We start from the raw sequence: 16788 nt of genomic DNA on the forward strand, positions 1-16788 counted from the left end.
GTTACCGGATCAAACAAAGTATGAGTCGGCGTGGTAACTGTTGGGATAACAGTCCGATGGAGCGCTTCTTCAGAAGTCTGAAAAACGAGTGGATACCGGTAACGGGCTACATAAGCTTCAGCGAAGCAGCTCATGAAATTACCGACTATATCGTGGGATATTACAGCGCACTCAGGCCGCATGAATATAACGGTGGGTTGCCACCAAAGGAATCAGAAAATAGATACTGGAAAAACGCTAACGTGGTGGCCAGTTTTAGTTGACCACTACAAATCTGGTGCGACGGTCCCAACCATTATCTGGTGCGTTTACGCAACCATTCGCAGGTCTTTAAATTAACGAATCTCGATGATTTAACGGCGGCGATAGAAAACGTGCAGAAGCAATAATGCGCTGTAAGCAACAGCGATCAACATTATGCGACCTGAATTAAGGGGAAAAGTGTTCAATAGGGTTGCCCGACGCTCACAGGAGCCGGCATGAAAAGTTTGTCCTCGCATGCGGTCAAGAACAGGGAAATCAAGACGGTCGCAGCCGGCGTTTTCGCCGGCGGGATGAAGAGAACGCTGGGCGACGGCTCCCGCCCTACGCCTGAGCGAAAAACGGCGCGGGACGGGAGAACGTTACATCACGGCTTTCACAGCCCAGGTATCGCGCAGTCCCACGGTGCGGTTAAACACCGGATGCGCGGGGCTGAAGTAGCGACTGTCGGCGCGAAAATAGCCTTCGCGCTCAAACTGAAAGGGTTCGCCCGTGTTGGCTGCCGGCACGCCGGCTTCGACAAAGCCCTGACGGATAACCAGCGAATCGGGGTTCAGCGTGGAGAGAAAATTCTCTGCTGCCGCCGGGTTGGCCTCGCCGAATAACCGGTCATATAGACGAAACTCCGCGGCAAGGCTACGGGTGGCCGATACCCAGTGGATTACACCTTTCACCTTACGCCCGTCCGCGGGATCTTTACTCAGGGTGCCGGGATCGTGACGGCAAAAAATCGTGGTGATTTGCCCCTGAGGGTCTTTTCCCACGCGTTCAGCTTTGATCACAAACGCATTGCGCAGGCGCACTTCCTTGCCCAATACCAGCCGCTTGTACTGCTTGTTGGCTTCTTCGCGGAAGTCAGCGCGATCGATATAAATTTCGCGGCTGAACGCCACCTGACGGGTTCCCTTCTCCGGCCTGTTGGGATGGTTTGGCATCGCGATATCCTGTTCATGCCCCACAGGCAGACTTTCGATGACCACTCGTACGGGGTCGATCACCGCCATGGCGCGCGGCGCGCGATCGTTCAGATCTTCGCGGATGCAGGCTTCCAGCGCGGCCATTTCAACATTGTTATCCTGCTTCGTCACGCCGATGCGGCGGCAGAATTCACGAATCGAGGCCGCCGTATAGCCGCGGCGGCGCAGACCAGAAATGGTCGGCATGCGCGGATCGTCCCAGCCCTCGACAATTTTCTCCGTGACCAGAAGATTCAGCTTGCGCTTGGACATAATGGCGTATTCGAGATTGAGTCGGGAGAATTCATACTGCCGGGGATGCACGTCGATCGTAATGTTGTCCAGCACCCAATCATACAGCCGGCGGTTATCCTGAAACTCCAGCGTGCAAAGCGAATGGGTAATGCCTTCCAACGCATCGGAGATGCAGTGGGTAAAGTCATACATCGGATAGATGCACCACTTGTTGCCGGTCTGATGGTGATCGGCGAATTTGATGCGGTACAGCACCGGGTCGCGCATCACCATAAACGGCGAGGCCATGTCGATTTTTGCCCGCAGGCAGGCACTGCCTTCGGCAAATTCGCCCTTGCGCATGCTGGCGAATAACGCCCGGTTTTTTTCCACGCTCCGATCCCGATAAGGGCTATTTTTACCCGGGCGCGTCAGGGTGCCGCGATTATCGCGGATTTGATCCGGCGATAGCTGGTCGACATAGGCCAGCCCTTTGTCGATAATCTCAAGTGCGTAGTTATGCAGCTTGTCGAAATAATCGGAAGAGTAGTGAATGTCACCACTCCAGTTAAAACCCAGCCACTGCACGTCGTGCTTGATAGAGTCGACATATTCCATGTTCTCTTTGACCGGATTAGTGTCGTCGAAACGCAGGTTACATCGGCCCTGATAATCCTGGGCAATGCCAAAATTGAGGCAGATCGATTTGGCATGGCCGATATGCAAATAGCCATTTGGCTCTGGCGGAAAACGGGTATGCACCGATGTATGCTTCCCCGAGGCCAGATCGTCGTCAATGATTTGACGAATAAAATTCGTTGGGCGGGCTTTAGCCTCACTCATGTTGATATTCCTCTACGCAACAGCACGACATTCATTACGCTTATGTTCCAACATGCCACGCCAGGACACAACCGTTTGTTAAAGAAATTCTCTATTCCAGCGCCGCAGGGCGGCGGTTTAGCGTCTTTGTCGCGGAGATGCCGGGCAAAATAGACGTCCCCACCGGGCGCGTTCGCGAAGTGACCGGGGGTAATGGGACGCGGCATCGGGTCAGGGCCCTGCCGCATCGGGATCCTCCCCCGGAGCGGCAAGGATAACAGCAGAAAAGCAACGCCCGGCCCCTTACGGCGGCACGGGTGTTTTTAGTACAACATTACGGCGGATGGCCGCAGCCGCAGGCGTCTCACCGCGCGGCGCAAAGAAAATGCGATTTATTTGCCGGTGAGGTCCAAAAGCCGGCTTTGCCCTGCTAGCACGGTCGCGTTAGCGGAGGGCGTCAGCGCGCCGAACTCCTCCATATTGCTCACGACCGCCGGGCTAATCATCGAACGTGCATTGGCATTCAGGTAGGCCAAATCCAGCTCCAGGATAGGCTGCCCCTGCGTCACCTTACTGCCCTCTTCCACCAGGCAGGTAAAGCCTTGTCCGTTAAGGGCCACGGTATCGATAGCGATATGCACTACCACTTCAGCGCCGCCGTTGGTTTCCAGGCAAAAAGCATGATGAGTATTGAAAACTTTGACCGGCGTACCGTTCACCGGCGACAACACCAGTTTATCGGAGGGACGGATGGCGATACCCTCTCCCACGGCGCGGGTGGCGAAAGCTTCATCCGGCACCAGCTCCAGCGGCACGACGTCACCGGTCATCGGCGAGACGAGCGAAACCACCACCGGTTTCCCCGCGGCAGAAGGCGTTTCTACGCGCGGGGCAAGCGTCGCGACCAACACCGGGGATACCGCGCGCGCCGGCCTGACCGGTCCGTTGGCCAACACGGTACGCATCGCGCTGGCAATAATTTCCGCGCGGGTGCCGACAATGATTTGCAGACTTTCTTTGTTCAGACGGAACACACCCTGGACGCCGAGGTTTTTCGCCACGGCGTCATTGACCAGCGACGTGTCTTTTACGCTCAGGCGCAGACGGGTAATACAGGCATCAATACCGATCAGATTATCCGAGCCACCGATGGCGCTGATATACCGACGAGCCAGTTTTTGCGCCTTATCGCTTTCGCCGCCGGCATCGATATTCACATCGTAGCCATCGGTTTTATCGCCGGCCATTTGCAATTCGCGGCCCGGGGTGAGCAAATTAAAGCGACGGATAGTGAAACGGAATACCAGATAATACAGAATGAAGAACACCAGGCCTTGCGGGATTAGCATATACCAATGCACCGCCAGCGGGTTCCGGCTTAAGAGCACGACATCCACCAGTCCGGCGCTAAAGCCAAAGCCGGCAATCCAATGCATACTGGCGGCAATAAAGACCGACAGGCCGGTCAATATCGCGTGCAGGAAATACAACACCGGCGCCACGAACATAAAAAAGAATTCCAGCGGTTTGGTGATGCCGGTAAAAAACAAGGCGAAAACCGCGGCAAGCATGATCCCGGCGACTTTACTGCGGTTTTTGGGGCGGGCGCAGTGATAAATTGCCAGCGCCGCACCGGGCAAGCCGAACATCATGATCGGGAAGAAGCCCGCCTGATAACGGCCGGTGATACCGATGATGCCGGTACCGGCTTCGATGGACTGCTGGCCGCCGAGGAATTTGGGAATATCGTTAATGCGGCGACATTGAACCAAAAGACCGAATTCAACGCGTGCTGCAGACCGACCGGGATCAATAAGCGGTTAAAAAAAACATAAATACCTGCCCCCACCGAGCCGAGCTGCTGGATGTGTTCACCGAATGCCACCAGCGCGTTGAAGATCACCGGCCAGATATACATCAGAATAAAGGCGATGAAAATCATCACGAAGGAAACCAGAATCGGCGCCAGTCGGCGTCCGCTGAAAAACGACAACGCCTTAGTGAGCTCGACATGGCTAAATCGGTTATAAAGTTCGGCGGAAATAATCCCCACCAGGATGCCGACGAACTGGTTATTGATTTTGCCGAACGCCGCCGGCACTTGATCCACGGGGATTTTCTGTATCATCACCACCGAGGCCAGCGCGCATAATGTCGTCACCACCAGGAAACCGACGAAGCCGGTAAACGCCGCCTTTGTTGAAGACATCGTCAGCCGCGCAATGACCGCCGACGAAAGATTTAATTCTCATCGAAAAATAATAACGGTTTTCTTAACGAAATTTCATTTTAAATCGCTCTATTTTGTGACTTATTCTAGTATTTAAGGCAATCTTATTTTGCAATACAAAAAATCAACCCGCAGTTGCCTAGAAGGGAGGGACGACACGTCGGATTCCGGCGTGGACGCCCAGTGGTTATACTCCCCGCTCAAACACTGCACCGCAACATATTACGAGGACAAACATAAGACTGATTCCATTAAACACCGTCGCTCAGGTAGGTCAGTGGGCCGCCCGTCATATCGTCAACCGTATTAACGCCTTCAACCCCAGCGCTAACTGCCCGTTCATTCTCGGGCTGGCCACCGGCAGCACGCCGCTGGAAGCCTATAAGAGCCTGATTGAGATGCATAAAGCGGGCCAGATCAGCTTTAAGCATCTGGTGACGTTCAACATGGATGAATATGTCGGCTTACCCGCCAAACATCCCGAAAGCTATTATTCATTCATATTTAATAACTTTTTAATTATATCGATATTCCACGGGAAAACATCAACCTCCTTAACGGCAGTGCACCGGATATTGATGCTGAATGTCGCAGTTATGAGGAGAAGATCAAATCTTATGGCAAAATTCACCTGTTCATGAGCGGTGGCGGCGACGACGGCCACATCGGTTTTAATAAACCGGGTTTATCTTTGGCCTCGCGCACCCGCATCAAAACCCTGAACCAGGATACCCGTCGGGTCAATTCACGCTTCTTTGATAATGATATCGAGCAAGTACCCCGCTACGCCCTGACGGTGGGCGCCGGTACGCTGCTTGACGCAGAAGAGGTGATGATTCTGGTGATAAGGCACAATAAGGCCGACGCGCCGCAGGCTGCTATAGAAAATAATGTCAATCATATGTGGACCATCACCTGCCTACAGTAGCATGCTAAAGCCGTCATGGTGTGCGATGAACCGTCTACCCAGGAATTGAAGGTGAAAACGGTCAAATACTTCCGTGAACTGGAACAAGAGAATCTGAACACCGCCCACTAACCTCCCGGAGCTGACTATGTATGCGTTAACCAACGGCCGCATCTATATCGGCAGCGAGATTCTGGATAACCACGCGCTCGTTATCGCGAACGGCGTTATCGACGCCATTTGCCCCGCCGACAGCCTGCCCGCCGGCATTGAACGCCGCGATTTGGCCGGCACCGCACTGGCGCCCGGTTTTATCGACCTGCAGCTTAACGGCTGCGGCGGCGTACAGTTCAACGACAGCCTGGACGCGCTGTCGGTCGAAACGCTGGAAACGATGCAGGCCGCCAACCAGCGCTCCGGCTGCACCAGCTTCCTGCCAACCCTCATCACCAGCACTGATGACTTTATGCGTCGGGCGGTGGAGGTCATGCGCGCTTACCTGGCGCAGCATAAACTTCAGGCGCTGGGGTTGCATCTGGAAGGCCCCTACCTCAACCCGACCAAAAAAGGCACCCATGATTCGGTGTTGATGCGCGCACCGAGCGAAGAAATGGTGGCCTTCCTGTGGGCTAACAGCGACGTGATAAGCAAAATGACCCTGGCTCCCGAACAAGTGGACGCGTCTGTTATCCGCCGGCTGTGCGCTGCCGGCATTCGCGTTTCCATTGGTCATTCCAATGCCACCTACCAGCAGGCCAAGGCGGGTTTCGACGCCGGCATCAGCTTTGCGACCCATCTGTTTAACGCCATGCCAACGATGGTCGGGCGCGAACCGGGCGTTATCGGCGCCCTGTTCGACGCGCCGGAAATTTATTGCGCTATCGTCGCCGACGGTCTGCATGTCAACTGGGCCAACGTTCGTAACGCCAAACGCATTAAAGGCGATCGCCTGATATTGGTCACGGATGCCACCGCCCCGGCCGGCGCGGAAAATATGGACAGGTTCATTTTCGCTGGCAAAACAATATACTATCGCGATGGCCTTTGCGTGGATGAACACGGTACCCTCAGCGGCTCGGCGCTTACCATGATTGAAGCGGTGCGTGGTAGCGTAGAGTACGCCGGTATCGGATTGGATGAGGCGTTGCGCATGGCAACTCTTTACCCGGCACGGGCGCTGGGCGTGGACGCGCGGTTAGGGACGCTGACGGTTGGCAAAATCGCCAACTTAACCGCCTTCACCCGCGATTATAAAATCAGTAAAACTATCGTTGACGGCGACGAAGTTTGACCATAAGCGAGTAAGCGATGACACCAGGCGGACAGACCCCGATAGGCAATATTAACCTTGTTAAACAGTTAAACAGCGCGGCGGTCTACCGTCTCATCGATCAAATGGGCCCGATTTCCCGTATTTATTTAGATAGCAGAACAAAGTCAGCTCGCGCCCGCTAGTATCACCAAGATCACCCGCCAACTGCTGGAACGCGGCCTGATCTGTGAAGTGGATCAGCAAGCCTCCACCGGCGGCCGGCGGGCTATCTCCATCGTGGCCGAAACCCGTGGCTTCCAGGCCATCGGCGTTCGCCTCGGCCGGCATGATGCGACGATCATGCTTTATGATTTGAGCGGCAAGGCCCTGCAGGAAGCCTATTTCCCGCTGCCGCAGCGGAACCAGCAGACGCTGGAGCTGGCGCTGATGGAAGCTATCGGTGGCTTTCTTGAGCAGGCGCAGCGTAAAACCCGCGAGCTTATCGCTATTTCGGTGATATTACCGGAACTGGTCGACCCCTTCTCCGGCATTGTCCGCTATATGCCTCATATACAGGTGCACCACTGGCCGCTGGTGGAGCAGTTGCAGCAGCGCTTTCATCTCACCGCGTTTGTGGGCCACGACATTCGCAGTCTGGCGCTGGCGGAGCACTATTTCGGGGCAACCCAGGATTGCGCCGATTCCATTTTAATTCGTTTGCACCGCGGTACCGGGGCCGGGATCTTGATAAACGGCCAGATTTTCCTTGGCAGTAACGGTAACGTGGGCGAGATTGGCCATATCCAGGTCGATCCGCTGGGAGAACGCTGCCACTGCGGCAATTTTGGCTGTCTGGAAACCATTGCCGCCAATGCCGCGATCGAGCAACGGGTGCGTCGGCTGCTCCGTCAGGGTTATGCCAGTAAACTGACGCCGGACGACTGCCGGATAGATAACATCTGTCTGGCCGCCAATCGCGGTGACGGGTTGGCGGTGGAAGTAATAGAGCATGTCGGCCGTCAGTTGGGTAAAGTGATAGCGCTCAGCATTAACCTGTTCAATCCGCAAAAGGTGGTATTGGCGGGCGAAATCACCGAGGCCCACAAGATTTTGCTGCCGGCCGTGCAGCGCTGCATTGATAATCAAGTGCTGAAAGCCTTCCGGCAAAACTTGCCGGTGGTCATCTCAGCGCTGGATGCATGGTTCGGCCATCGGCGCTTTCGCCCTGATCAAGCGCGCCATGCTTAACGGCGTGCTGCTTCAGCGGTTGCTTGAAGCCGACGTGCCGACACACCGCTGACCTGCGCCGCATCGGCGCAGGGTAAAGACCGCCCCCTGGCGTATCACCGTTCTTCGGGGGCGCCGATTTACCCGGTTATGGCCGACAATTGGCCTGCGTTACGTTAGACGATAACTTTGCAAGCCGACGGATAAAGCTGTGAATGCACCGCGATTTTCTGGGTCTTCCCGGCGATTGACCTGCCCCTGTTTGCCCTTTTCAACTCGCAGAGTGACGGGGCACTTGGCCCACTTGCCTCATGCCCCCAGCAAGACGGTCACCCACACGGCCGCAGGCTATAAAAAATCGCATTATTGAATTCACAATGAACGCGCCCTTCTCTTCTGGTTTATTGCCTTTTATGTTGTTATTTCGCTTTTTTATTGATGATTATTTACCTGATAACGTTTATTTCCACCTGGATATTGAATTGTCGGGTCGTTTTGATGCTAAAACGTTGTATATGTGACGGCGCAGGCGACAACGCGGCGACCGTCGGGAATCATCATGAGGGAAAAATTATGTGTTCTATTTTGGGGGTACTGGATCTAAAGACCGATCCGGTTGAATTACGTAAACAGGCGCTGGAATGCTCCCGCCTGATGCGTCATCGCGGCCCCGATTGGTCCGGCGTCTATGCGGGCGAAAAAGCGATATTGACCCATGAGCGTTTGTCCATCGTCGACGTCAACACCGGCGCCCAACCGCTTTACAACGCGGCGCACACACATGTGTGTTGGCGGTAAACGGCGAGATTTTAACCATCAGCTCATCCGCGAACAGCTGGGCGACCGCTACGCCTTTCAGACCAGTTCCGACTGCGAAGTCATTCTGGCCCTGTATCAGGGAAAAGGCCCGGAATTTCTGGACGAATTGCGCGGCATGTTCCCCTTTATCCTGTATGACACGGATAAGGACGCCTATTTAATCGGCCGCGATCACATGGGCATCATTCCGCTGTATATGGGTCATGACGAGCACGGTAACCTGTATGTCGCGTCGGAAATGAAAGCGCTGGTCCCGGTCTGCCGCACGCTCCAAGAGTTCCCGCCGGGACACTACCTCTGGAGCCAGGACGGTGAACTGCGTCCCTACTGTCAGCGCGATTGGTTCGATTACGATCGGGTGAAAGATAACGTCACCGACAAAGCGGCGCTGAAGGCAACGTTGGAAGAATCGGTGAAAAGCCATCTGATGTCGGATGTGCCCTACGGCGTGCTGCTGTCCGGCGGGCTTGATTCATCCATCATTTCCGCCTTCACTAAGAAGTATGCCGCCCGTCGGGCGGAAGATCACGCGCAAAGCGAAGTCTGGTGGCCGCAGCTGCACTCTTTCGCCGTGGGCCTGGAAAGCTCGCCGGATCTGCGCGCCGCCAGCAAAGTGGCGGCAGCTCTGGGCACGGTGCACCATGAAATTTATTTCACGGTGCAAGAAGGTCTGGACGCGATCCGCGACGTGATTTACCACATCGAAACCTATGACGTTACGACCATCCGCGCCTCGACGCCGATGGTACCTGATGTCGCGCAAAATCAAGGCGATGGGCATCAAAACGGTCCTGTCCGGCGAAAGCGCCGATGAAGTGTTCGGCGGCTAGCTCTATTTCCACAAGGTGCCAAACGCGAAAGGGTTCGATGAAGAACTGGTCCGTAAACTGCAGGCCCTGCATATGTATGACTGCGCCCGTGCCAACGAAGCGTTGTCCGCCTGGGGCGTCAAGGCACGCGTCCCCTTCTTCGACAAGCAGTTCCTGGATGTGGCGATGCGTATTAACTCGCAGGACAAAATGTGCGGCAATGGCAAAATTGAGAAACACGTGCTGCGCGAATGCTTTGCCGATTATCTGCCGGAAAGCGTTGCCTGGCGGCAGAAGGAACAGTTTTCCGACGGCGTGGGCTACAGCTGGATTGACAGCCTGAAAGTCATTGCCGCGGAGCAAATCAGCGATCAACAGCAGCTGGCCAATGCCCACTTCCGCTTCCCTTATAACACGCCGACGTCCAAAGAAGGCTATTTGTACCGGGAAATTTTCACCGAGCTGTTCCCGCTGCCGAGTGCCGCGGAATGCGTACACGGGGCCCGTCGGTGGCCTGCTCTTCCGCCAAGGCTATCGAATGGGATGAGTTTCAAAAAAATGGACGATCCCTCTGGTCGCGCGGTAGGCGTACACGCTTCGGCCTATTGATATCCGCCTGCGAGGGCGAGTTGCTGGCCTCCAGGGCCGTCGGGCAGGCGGCCATCGGCCTCGGGCCGGCAATGCTGAGTGCATGGCGGCAAACTGCCGTGAGAGCCCTGCTGTCGGGCAGGCCTCGCTGGACGCTGTTCATTGCGCCGGTCGGGGGGGCTGCCGCCCCGTCAATCCTCCCTGCTATTCCGGTTAAAAACGGGCCCTATTGGCCCGGTTTTCCTCCCCGTGAGCGCGGGAAAATCATTACGTTAGCCGCTTTTATGGTCAGGTTGTTCATTAGCCAGACAAACGGCCCGCGCAATGCCGGATTAGCGAAAAAAAGGGGTTGACTGAAGTTCGTCAACTCCGCATAATGCGCCCCGCAACGCCGAATGTAGGTCACGCGGAAAGTTGGCTACGTAGCTCAGCTGGTTAGAGCACAGCACTCATAATGCTGGGGTCACAGGTTCGAATCCCGTCGTAGCCACCACCTTTGCGGGAGTGGTGAAATTGGTAGACGCACCAGATTTAGGTTCTGGCGCCGCAAGGTGTGCGAGTTCAAGTCTCGCCTCCCGCACCATCGTTCGGTAAGCAGCAATGGGGTATAGCCAAGTGGTAAGGCAGCGGGTTTTGATCCCGCCACGCCCAGGTTCGAATCCTGGTACCCCAGCCAAAATGAGACCTGCCGATATCGCGGTCTGTTGCAGAGTAATCAGTCAAAAATACGGCTACGTAGCTCAGCTGGTTAGAGCACAGCACTCATAATGCTGGGGTCACAGGTTCGATCACCGCTGTAGCCACCATATTTTTGGGGTATCGCCAAGCGGTAAGGCGCCGGATTCTGATTCCGGCATCCCAGGTTCGAATCCTGGTACCCCAGCCATATCAAGCCCGCGCAGGCGGCAATCAAAAACGCTTCCGGGGGAGCGTTTTTGGTTGCCATTGTGCGACCCGCGCTCACGGCGCATTAACGACAAAATTAAGCCGATCGTAACAATTGTTGGCGCACGTCATCAGGCTCTCAAAGGCCGGTTGCATGATTTCATTATAACTTATCCACGGCGTTTTGACCGTTATCTGCTTGCTGTAACGGTAGCCCCGCGCCGTCTTCTCTCCCGTGATGTCGATATTGGACAATCGAGAACGGAGCTGGCAGGCGTTTAGCGCCTGCGGTAATGCCTTCGCCAACCAGATTTATTTGCCGCGACAATTTTCTCGGCTCCCCCAAATAAATATCGGTTAACCCTCCTTCACGCCGGTAGCGGTTAAAATCATCCCAAACCGTGGGGTAAGGGCTATCCCAGATAGAAATAGCGCGAATCGGCAATCCGCGTCAGAGCATGGCGATCTTCGGCATGGATATTGACCCGGTAGGCTTCAGGTAACTGATATTGCAGCGGGGCGCGTTCCCCCCGGCAGCGGGCGTTTTCATTCACCACCGCATTGCATAAGGCGATATCAATACTTTCCACACCCTGTTCACGATCCCCCTGGAACAGATTGGAAAGATCGCCGTCCTTCATTCTCACCTGCTGCTCGTGGACAGTCGACCGCCCCTGCGCGGTAAAAGTCTCATTGCGCTCGATCCGCTCCTCTTGCCGCGGCGTGGACGCCGGGATAGCGTTCACAATCACTTTTCCTTCCGGCGTGAAAACCAGCGCCGCGCGATCCTGAAGATCCGGCGCCACATAGCCGGGCGCATAATAATACTGAGTAGGATCAAGCCATTCGATTTTGCCGGCAATCTTCGCCTGTACGATGGCATGGTTGGTCGTGACGCCCGGAATCGCCATGGGCAAGAGGGAGCCCGCGCGCCACCAGCGCCGGCCGGGCCGTCACGCCCGCCTCACGCAACATCGCCGCCAGCAGAATGGATGAGTCTTTGCAATCGCCATAGCCATTTTGCTCGATTTGGGCGAGATCAAACGGCACATAGCCGCGATTGCTCGCGCGCCAGTCGCCCAGATAACGGTAGCGCTGATGCAGATAACGCATTATCTCCGCGACCTGCTTTTCCATCGGCCGCCCTTTGAGGCTTTGTATTATCCGCCGAGCATCGGGCGGTAACGGCTGACCCAAAATGTGTTGATACTTTTTCGCCATGGGGCCAAACATGTCCTGCGCGCTAAGCGAAGTGCCGACCTGGAAATAAGGAAACTCGCGCACGTAGCTTTCCATAGCGAGGTTTGACGAGTTTCACCTCAACCTTTTTTTTGTCCCTGCTGCTCTTGACCTTGAACTCGCCAGGCAACGTTGCACGATAATACAGCGGCCGCTCGGCGGTATACGTCATCTGGTAGGCGTCGAGCCGCTCGGCGTCGGGTTTGAAGGCCAGCATTCGCGTAAAATGCTTTGTGGGGTGGTAAGCATTTCTGGACTCTCAAGGGGAACGATGGATTAGCCGGAAGCCCTTTACTAGCGCGGCTTACAGTGATTTTACTGATTTTGGGCTCGTCGCAAAAAATGAGCGGAAAATGATTTTTTTGCGCTATATTCTGGACTGCATTGATTGTAATTTAGATAAGTTTGAAAGCCGTTTAAAAATTCCTTCATTAGCAATTGTGTTGCTAAAAATAAACAAAAAATTTATAGTTTTTTAAACGGCCCTTTTGCGTTCGCTTGCTAGGCTATCTTCTGATGCTACTTCACCAACCTCACTAGTGTAGTGATCATGATGGTATTGAAGATCGTTTTACCGATATAACGGTCTAACACACCGAACATCAGGCCGCTCCTCTTGCATGCAGACGCCCGCGAAGCCTTCTCGCCGGTACGCTGTCTCATAAATTCAGTACCAGCGCCAGCGCCAGGTACGCCACATTGGTCAGCCACATCCACAGCATCGGGTCAAGCTCGCCCTTGGCGCCGTTGGAGCGTAGCGAGGGTTGCAGCAGGAAGAAGATCAGATACAGCAACATGGCAGGCAACATGTTTAGCACCCGCCCCTGGCGTGGGTTGACCACCGACAGGGGCACCACCATCATTGCCATGATCAGCACCGAGACCACCAACGTAAATCCCCAGTGCAGTTCGGCGCGCGCCTCGGGCTCCGAGGTGCGCCATAGCTGGCGCAGCGACATTTGCTCAGCGTCGGTGCCGTCCACCGACACCGCACCGGTGACCGATAACCGCCTGATATTGAGTGAAATCAGTAATGCGAAAATCGCGCAGCAGAGCGGTCCCCTCATAGCGGGTGCCCTTGTCCAGCATGACCAGTTGCGATCCGTCCGGCCGCTGGCTCATATGGCCGCGCTCCGCTATCACTACGGAAGGACGCGCGTTGCCGTTCGGCTTAAGCTGCGCCAGGAATACATGTTCAAAGCCTTTATCTTTGACGTTGCCGACGAACAGCACCGAATTGCCGTTTTCCGCCGGTTTGAATTGCCCCTCGACCAACGCCGCCATGCTGGGATTGGCTTTGGCTTCCGACATGACCAGATCTTGATGGCGCGACGACCAGGGTGAAATCCATACCACATTCACCGCCGCCAGTATTGCGGTAATCAGGCTAAACAGCAGCGCCGCACGGATTAATATGCTTTTACCCAACCCGCAGGCGTGCATAACCGTAATTTCGCTTTCGGTGTACATCCCGGCTCAAGGTCATCAACAACCCCAGAAAGAGACTCAGGGGTAGGATCAGTTGCGCTATTTCAGGCACGCCCAAGCCGAGTAAGGACAAAACCAGGTTTGTCGGGATATCGCCACCCACCGCTGCGCCCAGGATCCGCACCAGCTTTTGACAGAAAAAAATCAAAAGCAGGATGAACAGGATGGCGAGCTGGCTTTTAAATGTCTCCCGAACCAGATATCTAGTGGTTATCACGCTTATTTCGCCTGTGAAAACTTGTTTTTTTGCAGGAAAATCGATAATTTCATCGCTAATCCCTCATTGATACGTATCAAACAGACACCTTTATCGCTAGATAGAGTATAACAACATTAAGCGTTCGGCCGAGCCATGAGAACGCACTGATTGTCGACAGAATAGCGTCCTTTGCGTCGTTCAGATTAACACATAGAGTGAATGCAAAGGCGGGACGATGACGGGAAAGTCTATTCTATCCCGCGCTACCGTCTTCGTCTTTAAGATTCAGGAGAGTGCATGGAGTTCAGTGTAAAAAGCGGTAGCCCGGAAAAACAACGCAGCGCCTGTATCGTCGTCGGGGTATTTGAACCACGTCGGCTATCCCCGATTGCCGAACAGCTCGATAAAATCAGCGATGGCTATATCAGCGCGCTGCTACGCCGTGGTGAACTGGAAGGCAAGGTCGGACAAACGCTGCTGCTGCATCATGTCCCGAATGTGCTGTCCAAACGAATTTTGCTTATCGGCTGCGGTAAAGAGCGCGAGCTGGATGAGCGCCAGTATAAGCCGGTCATTAACAAAACCATTAATACACTGAACGACACCGGCTCGATGGAGGCCGTGTGCTTTTTGACCGAGCTGCACGTCAAAGGGCGCAATACCTATTGGAAAGTACGCCAGGCGGTGGAAACAGCGAAAGAGACGCTTTATACCTTCGATCAGCTGAAAAGCGATAAAATCGAACCGCACCGACCGCTGCGCAAAATGGTGTTTAATGTGCCGACGCGCCGCGCGCTGGCCAGCGGCGAGCGCGCGATTTCGCACGGTCTGGCGATTGCCGCCGGCATCAAGGCCGCTAAAGACTTGGGTAACATGCCACCCAATATTTGCAATCCCGCCTACCTGGCCTCCCAAGCGCTCCAGCTGGCCGACGGCTACGGCAAAACCACCACCACCCGGGTTATCGGCGAACAGCAGATGAAAGAGCTGGGGATGAACGCCTATCTGGCGGTAGGCCAGGGCTCGGCCAATGAATCGCTGATGTCGGTCATCAAGTATAAGGGCAGCCCTGACGCCGACGCGCGGCCTATTGTGCTGGTCGGTAAAGGCCTGACCTTTGACGCCGGCGGCATTTCCATCAAGCCCGCCGACAGCATAAATGAAATGAAATACGACATGTGCGGCGCCGCGACCGTGTATGGCGTGATGCGCATGGCAATGGAGCTTAATTTGCCGCTGAATATCGTCGGCGTACTGGCCGGTTGTGAAAACATGGTGGACGGCCGCGCATTCCGGCCCGGCGATGTGTTAACCACCCTTTCCGGCCAAACGGTGGAAGTATTGAATACCGATGCCGAGGGGCGGTTGGTGCTGTGCGATGCTCTCACCTATGTCGAGCGTTTCGAGCCGGAGGTGGTGATTGATGTCGCCACGCTGACCGGCGCCTGCGTTATCGCGCTGGGGCATCATTTGACCGGCCTGATGTCGAACCACAATCCTCTGGCCCATGAGCTTATCGGCGCCGCCGAGCAGGCCGGGGACCGCGCTTGGCGTTTGCCGCTGGGGGATGAGTTCCAGGAACAGCTGGAATCGAATTTCGCCGATATGGCGAACATCGGCGGCAGGCCGGGTGGCGCGATTACCGCCGGTTGCTTCCTGTCCCGTTTCGCGCGTAAATATAATTGGGCGCATCTGGACATCGCCGGTACCGCCTGGCGCTCCGGTAAAGCCAAGGGTGCCACGGGCCGTCCGGTGGCGATGCTGTCGCAATTCTTGCTTAACCGCGTCGGACTCAACGGTGACGAGTAACTGTGAAAAAGATATGCTTGCACGGGCGGCGTTTGCCGCCCGCTGTTTTTTCCGTAACCCCCTTGTTGACTTAACGGCACATGAAAAACGCAACTTTCTACCTGTTCGACCAACATGCCATCAGCGATGGGCTGAACGCCGTGGAGCGACTCGCCTGCGATTTGGCGGCCGATAAATGGCGGCAGGGGCAAAAGAGTGTTTATCGCCTGTGAGGACGATGCTTAGGCGCTCAGGCGCTCAGGCGCTCAGGCGCTCAGGCGCTCAGGCGCTCAGGCTCGACGAGGCGCTATGGGCGCGCGATCCCCAAGCGTTCGCGCCGCACAACCTGGCGGGGGAAGGTCCGCGCGCCGGCGCGCCGGTGAAGCTTTGCTGGCCGCAGCGCCGCGGGATCTGCTGATTAGCCTGCTGCCGGCCTGTACGGATTTTGCCTCCGCTTTCCATGAAGTGATAGACTTCGTCCCGGATGAAGATGCTTTAAAACAGTTGGAGCGCGATCGTTATAAAGCGTATCGCAGCGTCAGCTTCCAATTGACTACGGCCACGCCGCCAACGCAGTGATTAACGACGCATAATAGACAAAACATACAATCCGAAAGATATCGAGCAGCCGCTGTATGAGCACTGGGAGCAGCAGGGCTATTTCAAGCCGAACAACGATACCAGGCAGGATAGCTACTGCATCATGATCCCGCGGCCCAACGTGACCGGCAGCTTGCATATGGGCCATGCCTTCCAGCAGACCATTATGGATACCCTGATTCGTTATCAGCGTATGCAGGGCAAAAGTACCCTGTGGCAGGCGGGTACCGATCACGCCGGCATTGCGACGCAGATGGTGGTGGAGCGGAAAATCGCCGCTGAAGAGGGAAAAACCCGGCACGATTACGGCCGCGACGCCTTCATCGACAAGATTCGGCAGTGGAAAGCCTAATCCGGCGGCACGATTACCCATCAAATGCGCCGGCTGGGTGACCCCGTGGACTGGAAACGCGAGTGGTTCACACCATGGACGAAGGGCTGTCCAACGCGGTGAAAGAAGTGTTCGTACGCCTATACTAGGAAG

9 protein-coding genes, 5 tRNA genes and 6 pseudogenes are annotated in these 16788 nt (G+C 55.4%); 13 read left to right on the plus strand and 7 right to left on the minus strand.

The window, feature by feature from the left end; all coding sequences use genetic code 11:
* Positions 1-263 (plus strand): integrase core domain-containing protein (locus ACTBDU_RS11540; RefSeq protein ID WP_438806549.1); only part of this gene is annotated, 263 nt, incomplete at its 5' end.
* A 360-nt stretch (positions 264-623) separates the two neighbouring features.
* Here the strand turns inward: ACTBDU_RS11540 and glnS are convergent.
* The 3 genes from glnS to ACTBDU_RS11555 form a co-directional block, all read right to left on the minus strand.
* Complete coding sequence (gene glnS / locus ACTBDU_RS11545; protein ID WP_438806550.1) at positions 624-2294, minus strand: glutamine--tRNA ligase; 1671 nt, start codon at positions 2292-2294, stop codon at positions 624-626.
* Positions 2295-2665: 371 nt separating this feature from the next.
* Positions 2666-3925 carry a glucose PTS transporter subunit IIA gene (locus ACTBDU_RS11550; RefSeq protein WP_438806557.1) on the minus strand — a complete coding sequence of 420 codons (1260 nt, stop codon included), beginning with the start codon at positions 3923-3925 and terminating at the stop codon, positions 2666-2668.
* Positions 3922-4482: a PTS transporter subunit EIIC gene (locus ACTBDU_RS11555; RefSeq protein WP_438806551.1), complete on the minus strand. Its 561-nt coding sequence runs from the start codon at positions 4480-4482 to the stop codon at positions 3922-3924. The genes ACTBDU_RS11550 and ACTBDU_RS11555 overlap by 4 nt, the downstream gene beginning before the upstream one ends.
* A 257-nt stretch (positions 4483-4739) precedes the next feature.
* Here ACTBDU_RS11555 and nagB point away from each other — a divergent pair.
* From nagB to ACTBDU_RS11600, 9 genes and pseudogenes are all read left to right on the plus strand, one after another.
* Positions 4740-5542, plus strand: a pseudogene (gene nagB, locus ACTBDU_RS11560) (glucosamine-6-phosphate deaminase).
* Between the two features lie 16 nt (positions 5543-5558).
* Complete coding sequence (nagA, locus tag ACTBDU_RS11565; protein WP_438806552.1) at positions 5559-6701, plus strand: N-acetylglucosamine-6-phosphate deacetylase; 1143 nt, start codon at positions 5559-5561, stop codon at positions 6699-6701.
* A gap of 17 nt (positions 6702-6718) precedes the next feature.
* A pseudogene (nagC, locus tag ACTBDU_RS11570) lies at positions 6719-7962 on the plus strand (DNA-binding transcriptional regulator NagC).
* Positions 7963-8462: 500 nt separating this feature from the next.
* A pseudogene (gene asnB, locus ACTBDU_RS11575) lies at positions 8463-10126 on the plus strand (asparagine synthase B).
* Positions 10127-10521: 395 nt separating this feature from the next.
* Positions 10522-10598 (plus strand) — tRNA-Met (locus ACTBDU_RS11580).
* Positions 10599-10603: 5 nt separating this feature from the next.
* Positions 10604-10688, plus strand: a tRNA-Leu gene (locus tag ACTBDU_RS11585).
* 18 nt (positions 10689-10706) lie between these two features.
* Positions 10707-10781, plus strand: a tRNA-Gln gene (locus tag ACTBDU_RS11590).
* A 53-nt stretch (positions 10782-10834) separates the two neighbouring features.
* Positions 10835-10911, plus strand: a tRNA-Met gene (locus tag ACTBDU_RS11595).
* A gap of 6 nt (positions 10912-10917) precedes the next feature.
* Positions 10918-10991 (plus strand) — tRNA-Gln (locus ACTBDU_RS11600).
* Positions 10992-11065: 74 nt separating this feature from the next.
* Here the strand turns inward: ACTBDU_RS11600 and ACTBDU_RS11605 are convergent.
* The 4 genes and pseudogenes from ACTBDU_RS11605 to lptF form a co-directional block, all read right to left on the minus strand.
* Entirely contained in the window at positions 11066-11296 is a 231-nt protein-coding gene (locus tag ACTBDU_RS11605) for a hypothetical protein (protein ID WP_438806553.1), read from the minus strand.
* Positions 11297-11403: 107 nt separating this feature from the next.
* Positions 11404-11901 carry a hypothetical protein gene (locus ACTBDU_RS11610; protein WP_438806554.1) on the minus strand — a complete coding sequence of 166 codons (498 nt, stop codon included), beginning with the start codon at positions 11899-11901 and terminating at the stop codon, positions 11404-11406.
* Positions 11828-12286, minus strand: coding sequence for a transglutaminase-like domain-containing protein (locus tag ACTBDU_RS11615; protein ID WP_438806555.1), 459 nt, complete (start codon positions 12284-12286; stop codon positions 11828-11830). Before ACTBDU_RS11615 ends, ACTBDU_RS11610 begins: the two co-directional genes overlap by 74 nt.
* Before the next feature lie 602 nt (positions 12287-12888).
* Positions 12889-13934: pseudogene (lptF, locus tag ACTBDU_RS11620) on the minus strand (LPS export ABC transporter permease LptF).
* A gap of 279 nt (positions 13935-14213) precedes the next feature.
* Between lptF and pepA the strand changes: the two are divergent.
* The 3 genes and pseudogenes from pepA to ACTBDU_RS11635 form a co-directional block, all read left to right on the plus strand.
* Positions 14214-15725 carry a leucyl aminopeptidase gene (gene pepA, locus ACTBDU_RS11625; protein WP_438806556.1) on the plus strand — a complete coding sequence of 504 codons (1512 nt, stop codon included), beginning with the start codon at positions 14214-14216 and terminating at the stop codon, positions 15723-15725.
* An 80-nt stretch (positions 15726-15805) separates the two neighbouring features.
* Positions 15806-16283 (plus strand): annotated as a pseudogene (locus tag ACTBDU_RS11630) (DNA polymerase III subunit chi).
* 13 nt (positions 16284-16296) lie between these two features.
* Positions 16297-16781, plus strand: a pseudogene (locus ACTBDU_RS11635) (class I tRNA ligase family protein); the annotation flags it as partial.
* Positions 16782-16788 lie beyond the last annotated feature (7 nt).

This window comes from Sodalis sp. (in: enterobacteria) (assembly GCF_051710625.1).
In the GTDB taxonomy this organism is placed as follows: domain Bacteria; phylum Pseudomonadota; class Gammaproteobacteria; order Enterobacterales; family Enterobacteriaceae; genus JBPESN01.

Coding starts and splice junctions, on each gene's coding strand:
- glnS (WP_438806550.1), bottom strand. CDS start 2,294: ATGAGTGAGGCTAAAGCCCGCCCAACGAATTTTATTCGTCAAATCATT.
- ACTBDU_RS11550 (WP_438806557.1), bottom strand. CDS start 3,925: ATGATGTTCGGCTTGCCCGGTGCGGCGCTGGCAATTTATCACTGCGCC.
- ACTBDU_RS11555 (WP_438806551.1), bottom strand. CDS start 4,482: ATGTCTTCAACAAAGGCGGCGTTTACCGGCTTCGTCGGTTTCCTGGTG.
- nagA (WP_438806552.1), top strand. CDS start 5,559: ATGTATGCGTTAACCAACGGCCGCATCTATATCGGCAGCGAGATTCTG.
- ACTBDU_RS11610 (WP_438806554.1), bottom strand. CDS start 11,901: ATGGCGATTCCGGGCGTCACGACCAACCATGCCATCGTACAGGCGAAG.
- ACTBDU_RS11615 (WP_438806555.1), bottom strand. CDS start 12,286: ATGGAAAGCTACGTGCGCGAGTTTCCTTATTTCCAGGTCGGCACTTCG.
- pepA (WP_438806556.1), top strand. CDS start 14,214: ATGGAGTTCAGTGTAAAAAGCGGTAGCCCGGAAAAACAACGCAGCGCC.